Annotated in this window: 11 protein-coding genes; 5 read left to right on the top strand and 6 right to left on the bottom strand. The window is 57.8% G+C overall.

The window, feature by feature from the left end:
* Positions 1-60 precede the first annotated feature (60 nt).
* From JOE34_RS11965 to JOE34_RS11950, 4 genes are all read right to left on the bottom strand, one after another.
* A complete protein-coding gene (locus JOE34_RS11965) occupies positions 61-3,324 on the bottom strand; it encodes an ATP-binding protein (RefSeq protein WP_209995801.1) in 3,264 nt (1,087 codons plus the stop codon).
* A gap of 111 nt (positions 3,325-3,435) precedes the next feature.
* Positions 3,436-4,701, bottom strand: coding sequence for a right-handed parallel beta-helix repeat-containing protein (locus JOE34_RS11960; RefSeq protein WP_010424091.1), 1,266 nt, complete (start codon positions 4,699-4,701; stop codon positions 3,436-3,438).
* A 233-nt stretch (positions 4,702-4,934) separates the two neighbouring features.
* On the bottom strand, positions 4,935-6,083 hold the full coding sequence (gene yiaY, locus JOE34_RS11955; RefSeq protein WP_010424090.1) for an L-threonine dehydrogenase: 1,149 nt from the start codon (positions 6,081-6,083) through the stop codon (positions 4,935-4,937).
* 151 nt (positions 6,084-6,234) lie between these two features.
* On the bottom strand, positions 6,235-7,455 hold the full coding sequence (locus tag JOE34_RS11950) for an SAM-dependent methyltransferase (protein WP_003395889.1): 1,221 nt from the start codon (positions 7,453-7,455) through the stop codon (positions 6,235-6,237).
* Positions 7,456-7,751: 296 nt separating this feature from the next.
* Here JOE34_RS11950 and JOE34_RS11945 point away from each other — a divergent pair, with 296 nt between their 5' ends.
* A complete protein-coding gene (locus tag JOE34_RS11945; RefSeq protein ID WP_024663084.1) occupies positions 7,752-8,975 on the top strand; it encodes an alpha-xenorhabdolysin family binary toxin subunit A in 1,224 nt (407 codons plus the stop codon).
* Positions 8,972-9,988, top strand: coding sequence for an alpha-xenorhabdolysin family binary toxin subunit B (locus JOE34_RS11940; RefSeq protein ID WP_024648709.1), 1,017 nt, complete (start codon positions 8,972-8,974; stop codon positions 9,986-9,988). The genes JOE34_RS11945 and JOE34_RS11940 overlap by 4 nt, the downstream gene beginning before the upstream one ends.
* Before the next feature lie 57 nt (positions 9,989-10,045).
* Here JOE34_RS11940 and JOE34_RS11935 read toward each other — a convergent pair whose 3' ends face one another.
* Both JOE34_RS11935 and JOE34_RS11930 read right to left on the bottom strand, forming a co-directional pair.
* Positions 10,046-10,663, bottom strand: a complete 618-nt coding sequence (locus JOE34_RS11935; RefSeq protein ID WP_003395896.1) for a TPM domain-containing protein — start codon at positions 10,661-10,663, stop codon at positions 10,046-10,048.
* A 25-nt stretch (positions 10,664-10,688) separates the two neighbouring features.
* Complete coding sequence (locus JOE34_RS11930; RefSeq protein WP_050511528.1) at positions 10,689-11,366, bottom strand: TPM domain-containing protein; 678 nt, start codon at positions 11,364-11,366, stop codon at positions 10,689-10,691.
* A gap of 336 nt (positions 11,367-11,702) precedes the next feature.
* Between JOE34_RS11930 and bglX the strand changes: the two genes are divergently transcribed.
* The 3 genes from bglX to JOE34_RS11915 all read left to right on the top strand — a co-directional run bounded on the left by bglX (position 11,703) and on the right by JOE34_RS11915 (position 17,168).
* The gene (gene bglX, locus JOE34_RS11925) at positions 11,703-14,000 is read left to right on the top strand and encodes a beta-glucosidase BglX (RefSeq protein ID WP_004416359.1); all 2,298 of its coding nucleotides are present in this window, start codon (positions 11,703-11,705) and stop codon (positions 13,998-14,000) included.
* Positions 14,001-14,069: 69 nt separating this feature from the next.
* A complete protein-coding gene (locus tag JOE34_RS11920) occupies positions 14,070-15,827 on the top strand; it encodes an ATP-binding protein (protein WP_209995799.1) in 1,758 nt (585 codons plus the stop codon).
* Positions 15,828-15,833: 6 nt separating this feature from the next.
* The gene (locus JOE34_RS11915) at positions 15,834-17,168 is read left to right on the top strand and encodes a sigma-54 dependent transcriptional regulator (RefSeq protein WP_003395903.1); all 1,335 of its coding nucleotides are present in this window, start codon (positions 15,834-15,836) and stop codon (positions 17,166-17,168) included.
* Positions 17,169-17,330 lie beyond the last annotated feature (162 nt).

The raw sequence follows: 17,330 nt of genomic DNA, 5'->3' as shown, positions 1-17,330 counted from the left end.
GCTCAGCGAACGCTGCAGCAGGGCACACAGTGGAGCTGTGGCGTTCATGCGTAAGGCCCTTTACGGGTGTGCTTGAATATCCTGAAGCGGCAGCAGATCCATGACGTCACAGAACAACTGCCGGTGCTTCCAGTCGTTTCTGTCGCCAATCACATAGAGACGTCGCTTGGCGCGCGTCGCCGCCACGTTCAGCAGGTTAGGTTCTGAAACAGCCCAGTTGCGAGCACCCGCTCCGGCAGTGTTGCCGCCCAATACGACGATGACGATCGATGCTTCCTTGCCTTGCATCGTGTGGATCGTGCCCGACACTAGCTTGCTTCGGAGTATGCGCTTGAGGTTTTGCTGCACAGCCTTGAAAGGCGTGATGACCGAAATATCTTTCGCCTCTATGCCATCGCCATGCAGCCGCTTGAGCAGGTCGCGTAAGACCTGGCCTTCCGCAGGCACCCAATTTCCTTCGGAAGACCCACTGACATGTATCCACCCTGTCGGCAGACTGGCGAGGGTTTCTTTGTCGGCGCGCGGTGCAATCGTTCCGTACACCATTGCTCCGTCGTAGGCGATACGGTTGGCGAGTGCATACATAGGCTTGTCGCAGCGGCGATGCACGACCAGTGGCAATCCTACCCACGTCTTGCCGCCGGCAGGCCCGGCCATGCGTCCCCAAGGAGTGGCTTCGTCAGCCAGCACCTGTGCGGATTTTTGATTGGGAATCCAGTGCGCATCAACCCCGTAACGTGTACGCATGTGCTCCAGCACCGCATCGGATACGGTAACGATGGGCTTGAGTTGCAGCGGGTCCCCCACCAGCAACGCGCGTCGGGACCGCCACAGTGCGCCGACTGCCTGTTGCGGAGCGGCCTGACCTGCCTCATCCACGAGTAACCAGCCAATCTCACTGGCACCCAGCGAGCCAAACGAACGGGCGAATGATGCGAAGGTGCTGCTCAACACCGGAACGACCATGAACAAAGAAGCCCACGCCGAACGGATTGCATCGCGCGACAACCCTTGGAAACGCGAACCGGTCAGCAGACTATTGATCATGAATAAATTGGAACGCAGTCTTGACGCCTCAAGCTCGAAGAACGTCTGGTGGAGCTTCAGTGCCTGGATGAAAACCCGCGCACGTGCCTTCCGCCAGCCTTCAATGCGCCAGGGTTCGGCCAGTTCAATGGCATCCCCATCCCCGATAGCGTTGTCTTTTAACCAAGCAAGCAGATGGTCAGCCTGATGAGTGGTTGCCAGTTCCCAGGCATCGCGCGTAAGCGTTTGGTCCTGCTGCTGCGATCCCTGAAGCACTCGGCGCGCGTCAGTGATTTTTCTTTCCGCCTGGACCTTATCGATATCGAGTTGTTGAGTAAGGCGTGTGATCCGCGCGAACTCGGCCTTGGCAACGTCACGTTGGCTTTCCAGCAGTGCCCGAGCGGCATTCCAGTCGCGTCGAGCATTTCCCAGACTGAATACATTTGACCAGAAACCGGGTCTGGGTGGGAGCATCCCAAGCGCGTCAAGACACTTCTTCAGTGCCGTATTGGCGGGACCACCTTCCTCGTTATCCAGGCGCGAGAGTTCATTGGCTACCTCAATCAGCGACTGTTCGAATGACCTCAGTTTTTCGGAGTCTTCGGCAATCTTCTTCCTGGCCTCGAGGATGGCCAGGATCAACTCACGAATCCGACTGGCGTCACGGCATGCTTTGCGTTCTTGCGCCTTGACCGCCTCGTAGTCAGAGACTGCTTGCTGCCACAACGCTTGACGTTGCTCTGGTGAACGGACCGCATTCACCTCGGCACTCACATTGAGCCACCCCCAAAATCCCTTCGGGCCCTTCTCTTCCTCGGGTGGAGCATCTTCGCTCTGGCTCTCGCTGTCGTCAGCGTCTTCCATCTCGGCAGAGGAGGCCGAAAAGAGTGCTTCCACGATGTTGTCGACTTCTTCGTCAGGGTCGACCTCCGTCTCGTCTTCTACCTGCGCCGCAGCCTTGTCTTCGCTGCCAAACGGGCGCTGACCATAGAAGTAACGATCTACGAATTTGTTGCGACGCGCCTTACTCCCCAATGCACCGGAAATCAGTCCCCACGCAGGCTTATCCGAGACCAGCTCCCCCAGCTCGGCGAAATACTCTGCTTCTGGCAGCCAACTTTCATCAATCTTGTCTCGCTGCGGCAGCTCCAGCGTCACATTTTCCACGGCACCGTTGTTGGATGAAGCGACTACGATTTCGAAGCCATACAGTGCGGGGTTGAGCCTGAAACTGTATTGCTGCCTGCCACCGTCGTTGGCAGCTTCGCGCCCGTCGCTTAAGAATGCATCGGAAGCGCGGCGTAGCTTGGCGAACGCATCAGCGCGGCTGGTGATAATCGCTGCAATCAAGTCGCGCAACAGCGTCGTCTTGCCCGTTCCAGGTGGACCGTTGACGCCAAGCAATCCTTGACCATCGGCAAGGGTGGACTGGATTGTGTTGACCGCCAGCTGTTGGGAATGCACCAGGCCCAAATGGTGCTCGGTGGGCCAACAGCTACTGGCGTAGGCATCCGGCATCAGTCGCCCCATCAGTGGCAACGATGCACGCTTATCATCCACATGCAGGCGAAGCTCGGGATCGTGATAGCGCAGGTACTGGTCCAGTGGTTCACTTTTCACCCCCCTGGAGATCGCATCGGCGACATCGGCAAGATCGTCCAGCAAAAAGCTGTTCAGTGGATCGTCTTCCGACTCGGGCTTGTCGGGCTTGACGGGTTGTGAGCGAAAGCGAAAATGATGGTGGTCCATCTCACCAAAAAAGTCCCCCAGCCCCAGAAACTGGAGGGTCCAGTGAGTCAGTTCACGCAAGTCTGCGCTTGATACCTCACCTTCGAACAGGGTGTTGGCGCGCTCCCTGACGGTCTTTTGGTCGGTCTCGAACCCTCTGGTCCAGTCCTTGCCGGTCAATACCCGCCCTAGAAACCACGCTTCGCTTGAAAGCACGAGGCTGTCATCGACCAGTCGGCCCGCCATCGTGAATTTTGCTGCAAACACGGCTGACTCGCGAAACCCGGGCTCCTGGTAGCCCTGATCGGCGCCGTACATCGCATCGAGCTTCTCGGCAACGAGACGGCTGTCGTAAAGATGAGCATAGAGCGTGTGGCTCCATATGCGCTTCTTGGGCAGTTCCTGTGCACTGACGCTACTTTCCGGGGTCCACGGAAGCAGCGGGCGCTGAATTGACGTGTCATGGATAAACGCTTCGTATCGATTAGCGCGTTTTTTCAGCTTGGGTGCTGATTGTGGTTGCAACAACTCGACCGCATGCCAGTACCGGACGATGCTTTCTTGATCCATCAAAATGACTTCCCCTGACTCACTGATCGGGCCTTTTAAGGTGTTACAAGGCGCGGTGTTGCATGATAGTAAAACGACTGGGTACAGGTGAGTGCAACTCAAACTTCGAAGTCATTGCAGTAGACCGGCACTGACTTTCCCCACCCCCGCCTCTCCCGGCACCCGCGCCTTGGCTTCCTGCGCCGAAACGGGCATCACCAGATACTGCCGATACTCCCTGAACGCCTCCAGGGCAGAGGCATCCCGAGGGCGATAGTCCTCGCCACTGCTGCGCTGCTGATTCACGACACAGGTTCTGCCTATCGCGCTCATACACGCATCATTGGCGGCTTTTGAAACCGGATCGAACAAGGCGAACGCCGTGCCTGGCTGGTCCACATCGTTATACAGCGGATGAGCCACGTTCTCGAAGTCGTTTCCCTCGACCAGCAGCTGTGACGATGAGGTACGCGACATGATTGCGCCTTGATAGGTCATGCGCTGGAAAACGTTGTTGACCAGTTGGGCACGAACCTGCGCATTGTTCATGCCACCTGAATGGGGTGCTCTGCCAGAGGTATCGTGTACATAGTTTCTCGACAGCGTCAGCGTGTCCTGACTGCCGAGGAACAGCCATACCCAGTAATGATGGCCATCGCAGGTAGACGAGTAAGGCGTTCGGCCGTCGAACTCATTGCTGGAAATGGTGACGTGTGACGCAGTGCCCCAGCCCGTAACAATCATCTGTCTGCCGATCCGCGCAAATGTGTTGTGATCGATCCACACGCCATCAGCCTTGTTCAGGGTCAGCGCATCGCCGCCCCATACGACACGTGGATTGATATCCGAAAGCGTCAGGTTGCGAACGATCACGTTATGCGCGCCGTCGCCAATGAACAGCCCAGCGCCCTGAATGCCTGCCTTGTCGCCAAGCCCGATCAATGTCTTGTTGGAGCCGACTTTCAGTGGTTTCAGCCCTGCGTTGTCGTAGGTCACCATGACACGTGGCCTTGATTGGCAGAAGTTGTTGGCGCCATTCAGTGCAAGTTGCTCACCACCCTGCGGGCACGGTTTCACTACGCAGCCAGGCTCGGTGGTTGTGGTATTGCCGTTGGCAATCACGCTCGCGCGGAAGTCGAACGTGTGGTCCAGGACAATCACTCGCGGTGTGTCATCGGTACAGGCACCGTGTGAGTCATGCGACGCACAGAGTGCTGAGCGAAGTTCATCCAGCGTGGAGGGATGCACGGCAGCCGCAGAGCCTCCGCCGGTCACATCCTTGGCGAAACCTTCAGGTATGTCTGCTGCCCGCACGCATTGCGCGCCTGAAAAGAGCAGAACCAGAGTGGCGGCGATCTTCAGATAGCCGCTTTGCAAAAGAGATTGCAGGGGCGTCATCGGTTGAGCTTCCCGTCATGCTCGCGGGATTCGCGAGGACAATCTGGATGCTAAACGGACTGCGGCATGGTCTGCTCCGGTTCCATGGTGCTGGTCAGCCTCTGTTCAGGCACCCTGGCTCACGAAAACACCCGCTCCATCCTGACGCTGTCAATCCCGCGTCCACAACACTCATGATCTTCAAGGGTGTACGGCCAAAGCACGTCCATGGCGGGCCTGTTGTGCAGGAATGATTAAAGTGCCTGGCGAAATATGTCCTGAATCTGCTCGAGATCGGCAGGACGCGGATTGGTCAGGCCACAGGCATCTTTCAGGGCATTGGTGGCCAACAGTGGGAAGTCTTCCTCCTTGACGCCCAGCGCAGCAAGACCTGCCGGAATTTCCACGGCAGCCGACAATGCATGAATGGCGTCGATGGCGGCCTGCGCGCCTTCTTCTGGAGACAGCCCACGGATATTACTGCCCATGGCGTGCGCAACGTCGGTCAGGCGAGCAGCGCTGACGCTGGCGTTGAAGCGCTGCACATGGGGCAGCAGTACGGCGTTGCACACACCGTGTGGCAAATCATAAAAGCCGCCCAGTTGGTGCGCCATGGCATGCACGTAGCCCAATGAGGCGTTATTGAACGCCATGCCGGCCAGAAACTGGGCATAGGCCATGTTCTCGCGGGCGGTGATGTTTGCCCCGTTGTTGAATGCGTCGCGCAAATTGTTGGCGATCAGCGCCATAGCCTGTAACGCACAGGCGTCAGTGATCGGGTTGGCAGCCGTGGAGACATAGGCTTCGATTGCATGAGTCAAGGCGTCCATGCCGGTGGCGGCGGTCAGCGACCTGGGCATGGCGACCATCATGTCGGGATCATTCACCGACAACAGCGGTGTGACGTTGCGGTCGATGATCGCCATTTTTACGTGCCGCGCTTCATCGGTGATGATGCAGAAGCGGGTCATCTCACTCGCGGTTCCGGCGGTGGTATTGATGGCGATCAGCGGCAACTGCGGTTTAGCCGAACGGTCGACGCCCTCATAGTCACTGATGTGCCCTCCGTTGCTGGCGCACAGGGCAATACCTTTTGCACAGTCGTGGGGCGAGCCGCCGCCAAGCGATATGACGAAATCGCACTGGCGCTCCTGCAACAAGGCAAGACCGTTCTCGACATTGGCGATGGTCGGGTTGGGGCGGGCACCGTCGTACACCACCGAGTCGATGCCCTGCTCCACCAGCAGCCCGGCGACCTGACTGGCTACTCCCGCCTTGGCGAGCCCCGCATCCGTGACGATCAGCGCCTTGCGAAATCCGTATTTGCGTATGGCGAGCATGGCTTCATCAATGCAGCCAGTGCCGATGATGTTCACAGCGGGGATGAAAAAAGTGCTGATCATGACGGACCCTCGAGGGTAGCGCGGATGCTTGGGTAATGAGCCAAGCATCCGCCTTGCGCGAGGTACAACCATTGACCCAGCGCAACGAAGCAGTCAAACGCCAGACCGTTGGTCGCAGACTCTTCGGCCACTGCGCACAGGACGGCTATTTTCAGCCAATAAAGCCGTCGCTCTTGAGGAGCGTTTCCAGGCAATGCTCGCTAAGGCCGTAGAACGTCTTGAGCTCCTGAATACGCGCCAGCAACTGAGCCGGATCGACCGGCTCGGTACGCTTGACCGCGAGGATCATCTTGTTTTTGTTGGTGTGCTCCAGCGAAATGAACTCGAACACTTTGGTCTCGTAACCGCATGCCTCCAGCAACAGCGCGCGCAGGCTGTCGGTGACCATTTCTGCCTGCTGGCCCATGTGCAGACCGTATTGCAGCATCGGCTTCAACAGCGTCGGGCTCTGGATCTGCAAGCGGATCTGTTTGTGGCAGCACGGCGAGCACATGATGATCGAGGCGCCGGAGCGAATGCCCATATGAATGGCGTAGTCTGTCGCGATATCACAGGCGTGCAGCGCGATCATCACATCCAGCGCGCTGGGCGCCACCGTACGCACGTCACCCTGCGCAAAGGTCAGCCCCGGATGATCGAGCTTCGCCGCCGCCTCGTTGCACAAACTGACCATGTCTTCGCGCAGTTCGACACCGGTCACCTGCCCTTGCGCCTGCAAGGTGTTGCACAGGTAGTCGTGGATGGCGAAGGTCAGATAACCCTTGCCTGAGCCGAAGTCCGCAACCTTGATCGGCTGATCGAGCTTGAGCGGCGATGAGCTCAGTGCATGGGAAAACACTTCGATGAACTTGTTGATCTGCTTCCATTTGCGCGACATGGCCGGAATCAGCTCATGCTGGCGATTGGTCACACCCAAGTCAGTCAGGAATGGCCGGGTAAGCTCCAGGTAGCGTTTCTTCTCGCGGTCATGCCCGGCCGAAGGAGCCTGGCGCTCCTGCTGAGCCTTGCTTTTGAACAGCGTCGTCTTGCCCTTCTTGCTGAACTCCAGCTGCACCTCGTCGGTCAGCGACAAAAGGTGCGCGTTCTTGAAGGACGCCGGTATCAGGCTGGCAATGACAGCCACCGCTTCAGCAAGCGAAAAATTCTTGGTGATGTCGCGAGTCTTGTAGCGATACACGAAGCTCAGGCACGGTTGTTCCTTGACGGTCAGCGGCTTGATGATGATCCGCTGCAGATCAGCCTCGCTGCCCACGTATTTGGCCAGGACCAGCTTGATCAGCGAGTTCTGCGACAGGCTGGTCTCCAGCAGGCCGAGGAACTGCGCGAGATGATCGGTCGCAGCGATGGGTGACGTGGAGGTAATGACTGACATTGAAAATGTGCCTCAAGCGTCCCGTCCGGGACTCGAAAAATCAGGCCTGTATTTTAGGCGTGTCAGCGCGTCATGGGCACCCCTATTTTTCAGGGACTACACACACTGTTCGCACGTGCCTACATCCCCTGAAGAAACGCACATAAACGGTAAAGTAATCCTTGCCAAAAACGATGAACCGCTACTTGCGCGGCATAAAAACATCTTTATAGTCGGTTTGGCTGATTATAGATAATCAGACCAACCCTCTAGAGCTTTTTGCTCTACTGAAATAACTCGCACAAGGAACGTGCATTATGTTGACTCCCGCAGCACTTTTGGAAAACGAAGACATCGCACGGGTTACCTTGAAACCCGTCGAATACCTGAACGTTATCTTTGATGATGAAAAAAGTGGTGGCCGTAGCGCCGGCCTTGTTCTGACCAAGGAAGACATTCTTAGTCTGAAACGCTACGAACGACACGCCCTTAATATTCCCACGTCACTTTCGCGCGTCGAACAGCAATTGGGTTTTACCAAAAGTGGCATTCCCGGGCTTGAGCCTGAAGACATGCTCAAGACCTACAAGGCCATTAACAGTCACGGCAAAAGCTGGTCGGGGATCGAGGATGGCATCAAGCGTACCGGGTTCAATATTGACCTGTTTGCCGCGCAGTTCTCGGTACAGGGTCAGCAGATCATCGACCGCATTGAAAAGATGGATTTTGCCAGACAGCTGGATCTGACTGTTGCCGATTTGATCATTGAAGAGGTCCGCAACACGCCTCCGGTACCCCTGAAAAAAAACGATCAAAGGGTCTGTAGCACGCTGGCTGAATTTCTGAAGAAAACGGCGTCACAAATAAAAAACCATCAGCACGCTGCCGAAACACTGGAGCAACACATCGATACGTTCAGCTCCGTATTAAGCGTCACGCTCATTCCCGGCATCAACGACAAAGTGAAACTGGCTGCGCGCTCAGACCTGGACCAGCAAATCAAGGAGCTGGAAAAAGATATCGAACAACTGACGACGGACATCGAGCAGAAAAACAAGGAGCATAAAACCGCACTGAATAATATTGCCTGGGGTGGTTTCGGCGGCCCCATAGGGGTCGCTATCACAGGAGGTATTTTTGGCGCCAAAGCGGAGAAGATCCGAAAAGAAAAAAATCGAATGGTTGCTTCCAAGGCTCAGAAAGTTCAACTGCTCAAGGAAAAAGTTCCTTTGACAGCCGCCGTGCGCAGCCTGCAACTCATGTTTGATGATATGTATATTCGTATGTTGGACGCTCACAAAGGCGCCACCCACCTGAAGGACCTCTGGTTACTGTTAGCCACGTACATAGAACGTTCCGCACATGAACTGGCGGCCATCAAAGACGATCAGGCACTGCTGATTTTCGCCATGCAGTTTCAAGGCGTCGTCATGCCGTGGCTGGAAATAAAAGGTAAAACGACTGAGCTATTAAAGATATTTGATAGCGCGCTGGACCAGTTTAAACGCGAACAGCAACCCGCCATTGGCATAGGACGATAACCATGAGCACTGAACGCCTGGATGAGCTGTTAATCCTCACCCCCCCTGACAATGAAGTCATGGAAACAGCCCGTCAGAATATTCTTGCGCAAGTGACCGCGCTGAAGCTGGACTTTTTGCCGGTCATGAAAGAAAAAATGCTGCCGCTTCAGGCCGCATTGATGAGTGCAGACAAGGTCTATGGCCAGGAACTGGCCACTGTCACCGTACAGTTGAATAACATAGACCTGAAGCCGATCGATCAGAAACAACAACTGATTGAAGCCGACGCAAGGCTCAGCGACACACAGAAACAACAAGCGATCAGCCTGCTGAACGGGCAGCGCATTCGGCAGGTATCGAATCTCACAGACGTCGTGCGCCGCAGCGCTCAAGCCATTGCCGCACACAGCGATGATGTGGCGCAGATAAACCTGACGCTGGAAAGCAACCGTTTGCTGGAAACACTTCAGCAACAGATCGACAGCATGACCCAACGCTCAGCCACGCAGGAAAGCGCAATGGCGTTAATCGCTGCAGACCGGCGCCTGCTTGACACAACGATCAAGACATTTGAAAAGTACAACATTGCCGATCAGTTCAAGGAAATGCTGCCTACTCCAGAGGAACTCAAGCTGGTCACCATGACCTCTCCGGAACTCGCGTTGATCAACGCCGGGATTGCCAGACTCGGAAAACTGCTCGACAAGGTCAGCAGCGCCCTGAACTACCTTGACCTCATTGAAGAACGCGACAGACTGAGGTCTCGCTATAACGCTCTGCTTGACGATTCCCGCACGGCTCTCCGGGAAGCACAGGCAACCCGAGAAAAACTCGACGAGTTGACAGCGCTCGCCGGCGTTGCTCAGAGCAAAACGCTTTGGGTACAAGAGGCGAAAAAGGTTTATCAATCGCTCTACCATTTTCTGGATCAGATAACGTCGCCAGCTGATACTTCGACGTCGATCAGCCAGCAGGTCGAACACCTGCAGACTTACATAAAATCGTTTTACAACGTAAAGCGTATCGTCTGACCCGCACGGGTTTCAAGAAAGGCAGGTGTCGTTGAACTCGACGCCTGCCTTTTGGCCTTACCCCAGCACCACCAGCCGATTGGGCAGCTCATTTCTGCCGTGGGTTACCGGAACGTGATCGGCAAGCAACTCGCCGCAGGCGTGAATACACCCCAGAAATCCCTGCAGAATCTGCCCGTCTCGAACCTGTTGAGTGAACACGTCGACCATCGCTTTCCAGGTGTCGTCGTGCAGACGACTGGCGATGCCATGATCGACCAGAATTTCGACATAACGCTCGGCCTCGCTGATAAACACCAGAATGCCGGTGCCGTCATGGGTCTTGTGCAGGTTCTGTTCGAGGAACTGCCGACGCGCAAGGTTGCCGGCCCGCCAGCGCCGCACCGAAAGCGGCACCAGCAACGCTGAGACCTTCGACAGGTGGCACACCAGCGCCACAATAATGAACGTGCTCATCTGCGCCAGCATCAACTCGTCCGCGCTCAGCCATTGAAGGCAGTAATTGATCGTGCCCGGCAGCAACAGACCGATCAGCCCGGCCCAGATCAGCGGCATGTAGGCATAGTCGTCAGCACGAGCGGCCAGCACCGTGACCAGCTCGGCGTCAGTGCGCTGCTCGACGCGGTCAATCGCTTCGGCAACCTGCCGCTGTTCGTCTTTGTTCAGTAAAGCCATGGTTCCCTCATTCCGAATCAATCAACTACCAGTTGCCTGAAGCACCGCCGCCGCCGAAACGTCCGCCACTGCGATCAGCGGCTCTTTCACGGGCAGGCCGGGTGGCGCCGCCGCGTCTGACACTGATGATTACAATCCCCAGCACGATGAGGGTCAACACGATTCCGATCAGCCAGACCTGGTCGTCATTGGTCTGCTCGTCAACTTCGGACATCTGTCTTTTCGGTTCAGGATAATCGGGTATCTGCCCGCCCAATGCCGCGATAACCGCGCGCGTACCGCGCTCTATACCGACGGCAAACCGGTTGTCGTCAAACTCGGGGGTCATCAGCATGTCGATGATCAGAGAGGCCTGGGCGTCATTGAGACGATCCTTCAGCACATCGCCGACCTCCATGAACACCTTGCGCTTGTCGCGATAGACCACCAGCAGAACACTGTCATCCTTGCCATGCAGCCCCAGGCCCCAGGCGTCACCGAGTCGAGAGCCGAACTCTTCGATGCTCGTGCCCTGCAGATCAGCGAGGGTTACGACCACCACCCGCTCCCCGGTCGCCTTTTCATGGGCGCTCAGAAGTCTGGCCAGACGAACCGTAGTCTGGCTGTCGAGCATTTGTGCGGCGTCCACCACACTGCCGGTCATCGGCGGAAAAACCAGTGCTGATGGCTCTGCCTCGGCACGCAATAACCCTCCCAACAGCATCACCACGTACAACAACCACTGTGAAACAGACTTCAAAATCCAGACCTCCGGTGTTTTTTTGAATCCATTGAAACGACGCGCCTTAGCCAAAACACAAGTTCCCCGGCATAATCCATCGCCAACACCTGATGCGGTCATTATTTGATCGAACAGGGTCTGTACAAAAATCAATCAAACCGCCATTTTCGTACACACCTTGGGGAGACTTCGTACAGTGAAGCGGATGGCAACTATCCTGGCATCCCGTGCGAACCATAACGCCAAAGGTCCATAACCCAAAAACTGGCTGTCGGACATTAAACGCGAGTTACTGACAAAAGCCTTGAGAAATCATTCATGAATAAGCTGTGTTTATTAGGTTTGCTGGTCGGTATGGCCAGTCAGTCGGTGATGGCCCAGAACGCTGCCGCCACGGACAATACAACGCTTCAGGCCAAGAATGCCTTCATCGGCAAACTCATGAAACAAATGACTCTGGACGAAAAGATCGGTCAATTACGACTCATCAGTATCAGTTCGGAAATGCCACAGCCGCAAATTCTCAAGGAAATTGCCGCCGGAAGAATCGGCGGCACGTTCAACTCCATTACCCGTTCGGAAAATCGCCCGCTGCAGGAAGCCGCAGTCGCCAAGAGCCGTCTGAAAATTCCGATGTTCTTTGCCTATGACGTGGTTCACGGCCATCGCACGATTTTCCCGATCAGCCTGGGCATGGCCGCCAGCTGGGACATGGACGCCATCGCACTGATGGGCCGGGTCTCGGCCAAAGAAGCCAGTGCCGACAGTATCGACATGACCTTCGCCCCCATGGTGGATATTTCCCGCGACCCTCGCTGGGGCCGCAGTTCCGAAGGTTTCGGTGAAGACACCTACCTGGTGTCACGCATTTCCGATGTGATGGTCAGGTCCTTCCAGGGCAAGAACGTCGCAGCCAACGACAGCATCATGGCCGCCGTCAAACACTTCGCCCTGTATGGCGCGGTAGAAGGCGGACGCGACTACAACACCGTGGACATGAGCATGACGCGCATGTACCAGGACTACCTGCCGCCCTACAAGGCCGGCATCGATGCCGGCGCCGGCGGCATCATGGTCGCGCTCAACTCGATCAACGGTGTCCCGTCGACCTCCAACAAATGGTTGATGCAGGACCTGTTGCGCAAGGACTGGGGCTTCAAGGGCGTGACCATCAGCGACCACGGCGCGCTCAAGGAACTGATCGATCACGGTGTGGCCAAGGATTTCCGCGAGGCCGCCAAGCTGGCGATCAAGGCGGGCGTCGACCTGAGTATGAACGACGCGGCCTATGGCGAGCAGTTGCCCGGTCTGGTGAAAGACGGCGAGGTTTCCATGAAGGAAATCGACAACGCCGTGCGTGAAGTGCTGGGTGCCAAGTACGACATGGGCCTGTTCGCCTCGCCTTACGGTCGCATCGGTGTCGCTGCCGAAGATCCGGCCGACACCTATTCCGATGACCGCCTGCACCGTGCCGAAGCTCGAGATGTGGCGCGCAAGACGCTGGTGCTGCTGAAAAACCAGAACGAGACACTGCCGCTGAAGAAGCAAGGCACCATCGCAGTGATCGGCGGACTGGCGCAAAGTCACCTCGACATGCTCGGCAGCTGGTCGGCAGCGGGTCGTCCCAACCAGTCGGTGACGGTGTATGAAGGGCTGGCCAACGCAGTCGGCGACAAGGCCAAGCTGGTTTACGCGCGCGGTGCCAACGTCAGTGACAACGAACACGTCCTCAACTACCTGAACTTCATCGAGAAGGAAGTAGAGATCGACCCGCGTCCGGCCCAGGAAATGATCGACGAAGCGGTCAAGGTCGCCGAGCAGGCCGATGTGATCGTTGCCGTGGTCGGCGAGTCGCGTGGCATGTCGCATGAATCGGCCAGCCGCAGCAGCCTGAACATTCCGGGCAAACAGCGCGACCTGATCAAGGCGCTCAAGGCCACTGGCAAACCACTGGTGCTGGTACTGATGAACGGCCGTCCGCTGGTTCTGGTCGACGAACAGGAACAGGCCGACGCCATGCTCGAAACCTGGTTCCCGGGCACCGAAGGCGGCAACGCAGTGGCTGATGTGCTGTTCGGCGACTACAACCCGTCGGGCAAGCTAGCCATGACGTTTCCTCGCTCGATCGGTCAACTGCCGGTCTACTATGCGCACCTGAACACCGGCCGTCCGTATCACGAAGGCAAGCCAGGCAACTACACCTCGCACTATTTCGAGGAGCCCAATGGCCCGCTGTACCCGTTCGGTTATGGTCTGAGCTACACCCAGTTCGACGTCTCGGACATCACGTTGTCGGACGCCAACATGACCCGCAAAGGCAAGCTGACTGCCAGCGTGACCGTGAAAAATACCGGCAAGGTTGCCGGTGCAACTGTTGTGCAGTTGTACCTGCATGACGTAGCGGCGTCGATCAGCCGTCCGGTAAAAGAACTGAAAAACTTCGAAAAAGTGATGCTCGAGCCCGGAGAAGAAAAAGTCGTGACCTTCACCCTCAGTGAAGACGACCTGAAGTTCTACAACACCGAGCTTAAGCACGTGGCAGAACCTGGCGAATTCAAGGTCATGATCGGCCTGGACTCGCAAGCAGTGAAAGAAGCGACCTTCAATCTGTTGTAAACCCTGCGCGTGGCGCGTTCGTGAGCATTCGCTCGGGAACGCGCCAGCAGGGTTCAATCAGGCTGCGACATGACGCTCAAGCATCGCTACTGGCGCATTACCCTGTACGTGCTGCTGATTCTGGCCGGTGCAGCCCTGTGCGCCGGGCTAGCGATGCGTCAGGCGCAGCGTCACGCAATGTCGGAAGATGCCGCACGTGCCGAAGGACAGTTGGCACTGTATGCCAATACCCTGCACACCCTGATCGAGCGCTATCGCGCCCTGCCCTCCGTGCTGGCGCTGGACCCGGAAATTCGTGCCGCGCTGAGCGGCCCGGTAACCGGTGAGGTGCAGAACGCACTCAACCTCAAGCTGGAAAAAATCAACAGCGCGGCTCATTCGTCGACGCTGGAGTTGCTCGACCGGCATGGTCTGGCGATTGGCGCGAGCAACTGGCGTACGCCCAATAGCTATGTCGGCCACAACTACGCTTTTCGACCCTACTTCCTGCAAACCCGCGCCAAGGGCACCGGGCGCTTTTATGCGGTCGGTGTGACCACCGGAATTCCGGGGTACTTTCTGTCCAGCGCGGTCTTGAACGATACCGGTGGGTTCATGGGGGCAATGGTCGTCAAACTGGAGTTCCCCAGCCTTGAGCAGGAATGGGATCAGGGTGAGGACCTGCTGCTGGTCAGCGATGAGAAAGGCATCGTATTTATCGCCAATCAACCAGGCTGGCGTTATCGCGAGCTGCTGCCGATCTCGATGGAAGACCGTGCCATCCTGTTGCGCACCCGCCAGTACGACAAGCAGGTATTGTCACCGCTGCGCAGCCGGGTCATCGACAGCTTCAGCGAAAACAGCCATTTGAGCCGTGTCGACGGCCCGTACGGCACCACGGATTATCTCTGGCAGTCGCTGCCCCTTACCGACGAAAACTGGACCCTGCACCTGTTGCGCAAGCCGCCCCCCTCCAGTGAGGACGTTCGCAATGCAGGACTGGCCGCCGCAGGCATCTGGCTGGCGCTGGTATTTCTGAGCCTGTTTCTCTATCAGCGCTGGCGACTGGCGCGATTGAGGGAGCGCAACCGGGATGAACTTGAGCGCCTGGTGCAAGCGCGCACGCGTGATCTGCAAACCGCGCAGGACGGTCTGGTGCAGTCGGCCAAACTGGCGGCGCTGGGGCAGATGTCGGCAGCACTGGCCCACGAAATCAACCAGCCGCTAACCGCCCAGCGCATGCAACTGGCGACCCTGCGACTGCTGCTCGATCAGGGCCGCATCGATGAAGCCTGTAAAGCGCTGGTTCCAGTCGATCAGCAACTGACACGCATGGCCGCCTTGACCAGCCACCTGAAGACCTTCGCGCGTAAGAGCCCCAGCGGCCTGCGCGAGAGGCTGGACCTGGCCACGGTTGTCGATCAGGCTTTGCTGTTGCTTGACCCGCGCCTGCGCGAGGAACACGTCGACTGCGTCCTTCATCTGGCTCGCCCGGCATGGGTGCGCGGCGACGCCATCCGCCTGGAACAGGTAATGATAAACCTGCTGCGCAATGCACTGGACGCCATGCGCGATTGCCGCTCCAGGCATCTTGAAGTGCGTATCGACGCCGTCGACAACTATTGGCGGCTCAGCGTCAGGGATAACGGAAGCGGGATCGCCGCGGAAAATCTGCCCAGCATTTTCGATCCGTTCTTCACCACCAAACCGGTAGGCGACGGCCTGGGCCTTGGCCTGGCTGTGTCGTACGCCATCATTCATGAACTGGGCGGGCAACTGACGGCGCAAAACCATGCGGACGGTGCCGAGTTCTGGTTCAGCTTGCCCAACGACTTTCTGGAGGCCTGACCCGGCATGTTGAATTCGGTCATCGTGGTAGACGACGAGGCGCCCATTCGGCAAGCCGTCGAACAATGGCTGACGCTGTCGGGGTTCGAGGTGCAAGTCTTCGCCCGCGCCGAAGAGTGCCTGGCCCACCTGCCTGAGCACTTCCCCGGCGTCGTGCTGACCGATGTGCGCATGCCGGGCATGAGCGGCCTGGAGCTGCTGACCCGGTTGCAAGGCGCAGACCGCGACCTGCCGGTCATCCTCCTGACCGGCCATGGCGATGTGCCGATGGCCGTGGAGGCGATGCGCGAGGGGGCCTATGACTTTCTGGAAAAACCGTTCAGCCCGGAAACCTTGATCAGCAACCTGCGGCGCGCCCTCGAGAAACGCCAACTGGTGCTGGAAAACCGCCGCCTGCACGAGCAGGCCGATGCCAGAACCCGGCTGGACGCCACGCTGCTCGGCGTATCACCCGGCATGCAGACACTGCGCCGCCAGGTGCTGGAACTGGCGCAACTGCCGGTCAACGTGATCATTCGCGGGGAAACCGGCAGCGGCAAGGAACTGGTGGCGCGCTGCCTGCACGATTTCGGTCCGCGCGCCGCCAGACCTTTTGTTGCACTCAACTGCGCGGCCATCCCGGAACACCTGTTCGAAGCCGAGCTGTTCGGCCACGAAAGCGGCGCCTTCACCGGTGCGCAGGGCAAGCGCATCGGTCGCCTGGAGTATGCCGACGGCGGCACGGTGTTCCTCGATGAAATCGAGAGCATGCCGATGGCGCAACAGGTCAAGCTGCTGCGCGTTCTGCAGGACAAGCGCCTTGAGCGGCTGGGCTCGAATCAGAGTATCGACGTCGATCTGCGAATCATTGCCGCGACCAAGCCTGATCTTCTCGAAGAGGCGCGTGCCGGGCGCTTCCGCGAAGATCTGGCCTACCGCCTCAACGTTGCCGAGCTACGCTTGCCGCCGCTGCGCGAGCGCCTTGAAGACATCGCGCAACTGTTCAGCCACTTCGCCCGCGCCGCCGCCGAACGCGTGGGCAGGGAACCGCCCGCGCTGGACGCAGCTCATCTGAGCCGCCTGCTGGGCCATGACTGGCCAGGCAACGTGCGCGAGCTGGCCAATGCCGCCGAACGGCAGGCTTTGGGTCTGGAGCACGCCCTGCCGCAATCTGATACCCAATCGGCAGGGCACTCGCTGGCGGCGCGTCAGGAAGCCTTCGAAGCACAATGCCTGCGCGCTTCGCTGGCCCGTCATAAAGGCGACATCAAGGCGGTGCTCAATGAGTTGCAACTGCCGCGGCGGACGCTGAACGAGAAGATGCAGCGCCATGCTCTGGTACGCGAAACGTTCCTTGAATGAGGGCTGCGCACATTCCGTACAGCTTGTTCCGGCGATAACCGAACATTTCCCGCAGCGCCGGGTCTGCATACTGTTCACGGCTATATGAGGTCGTGATGGCTGGATACTTGTGAGGCATAATGACATCATGGCCGCCTGGTTACCCAGCTCACTTTGACAGTC

The organism is Pseudomonas sp. PvP028 (genome assembly GCF_017832255.1).
In the GTDB taxonomy this organism is placed as follows: domain Bacteria; phylum Pseudomonadota; class Gammaproteobacteria; order Pseudomonadales; family Pseudomonadaceae; genus Aquipseudomonas; species Aquipseudomonas syringae.
This window is presented reverse-complemented; position numbering and strand designations above follow the sequence as displayed.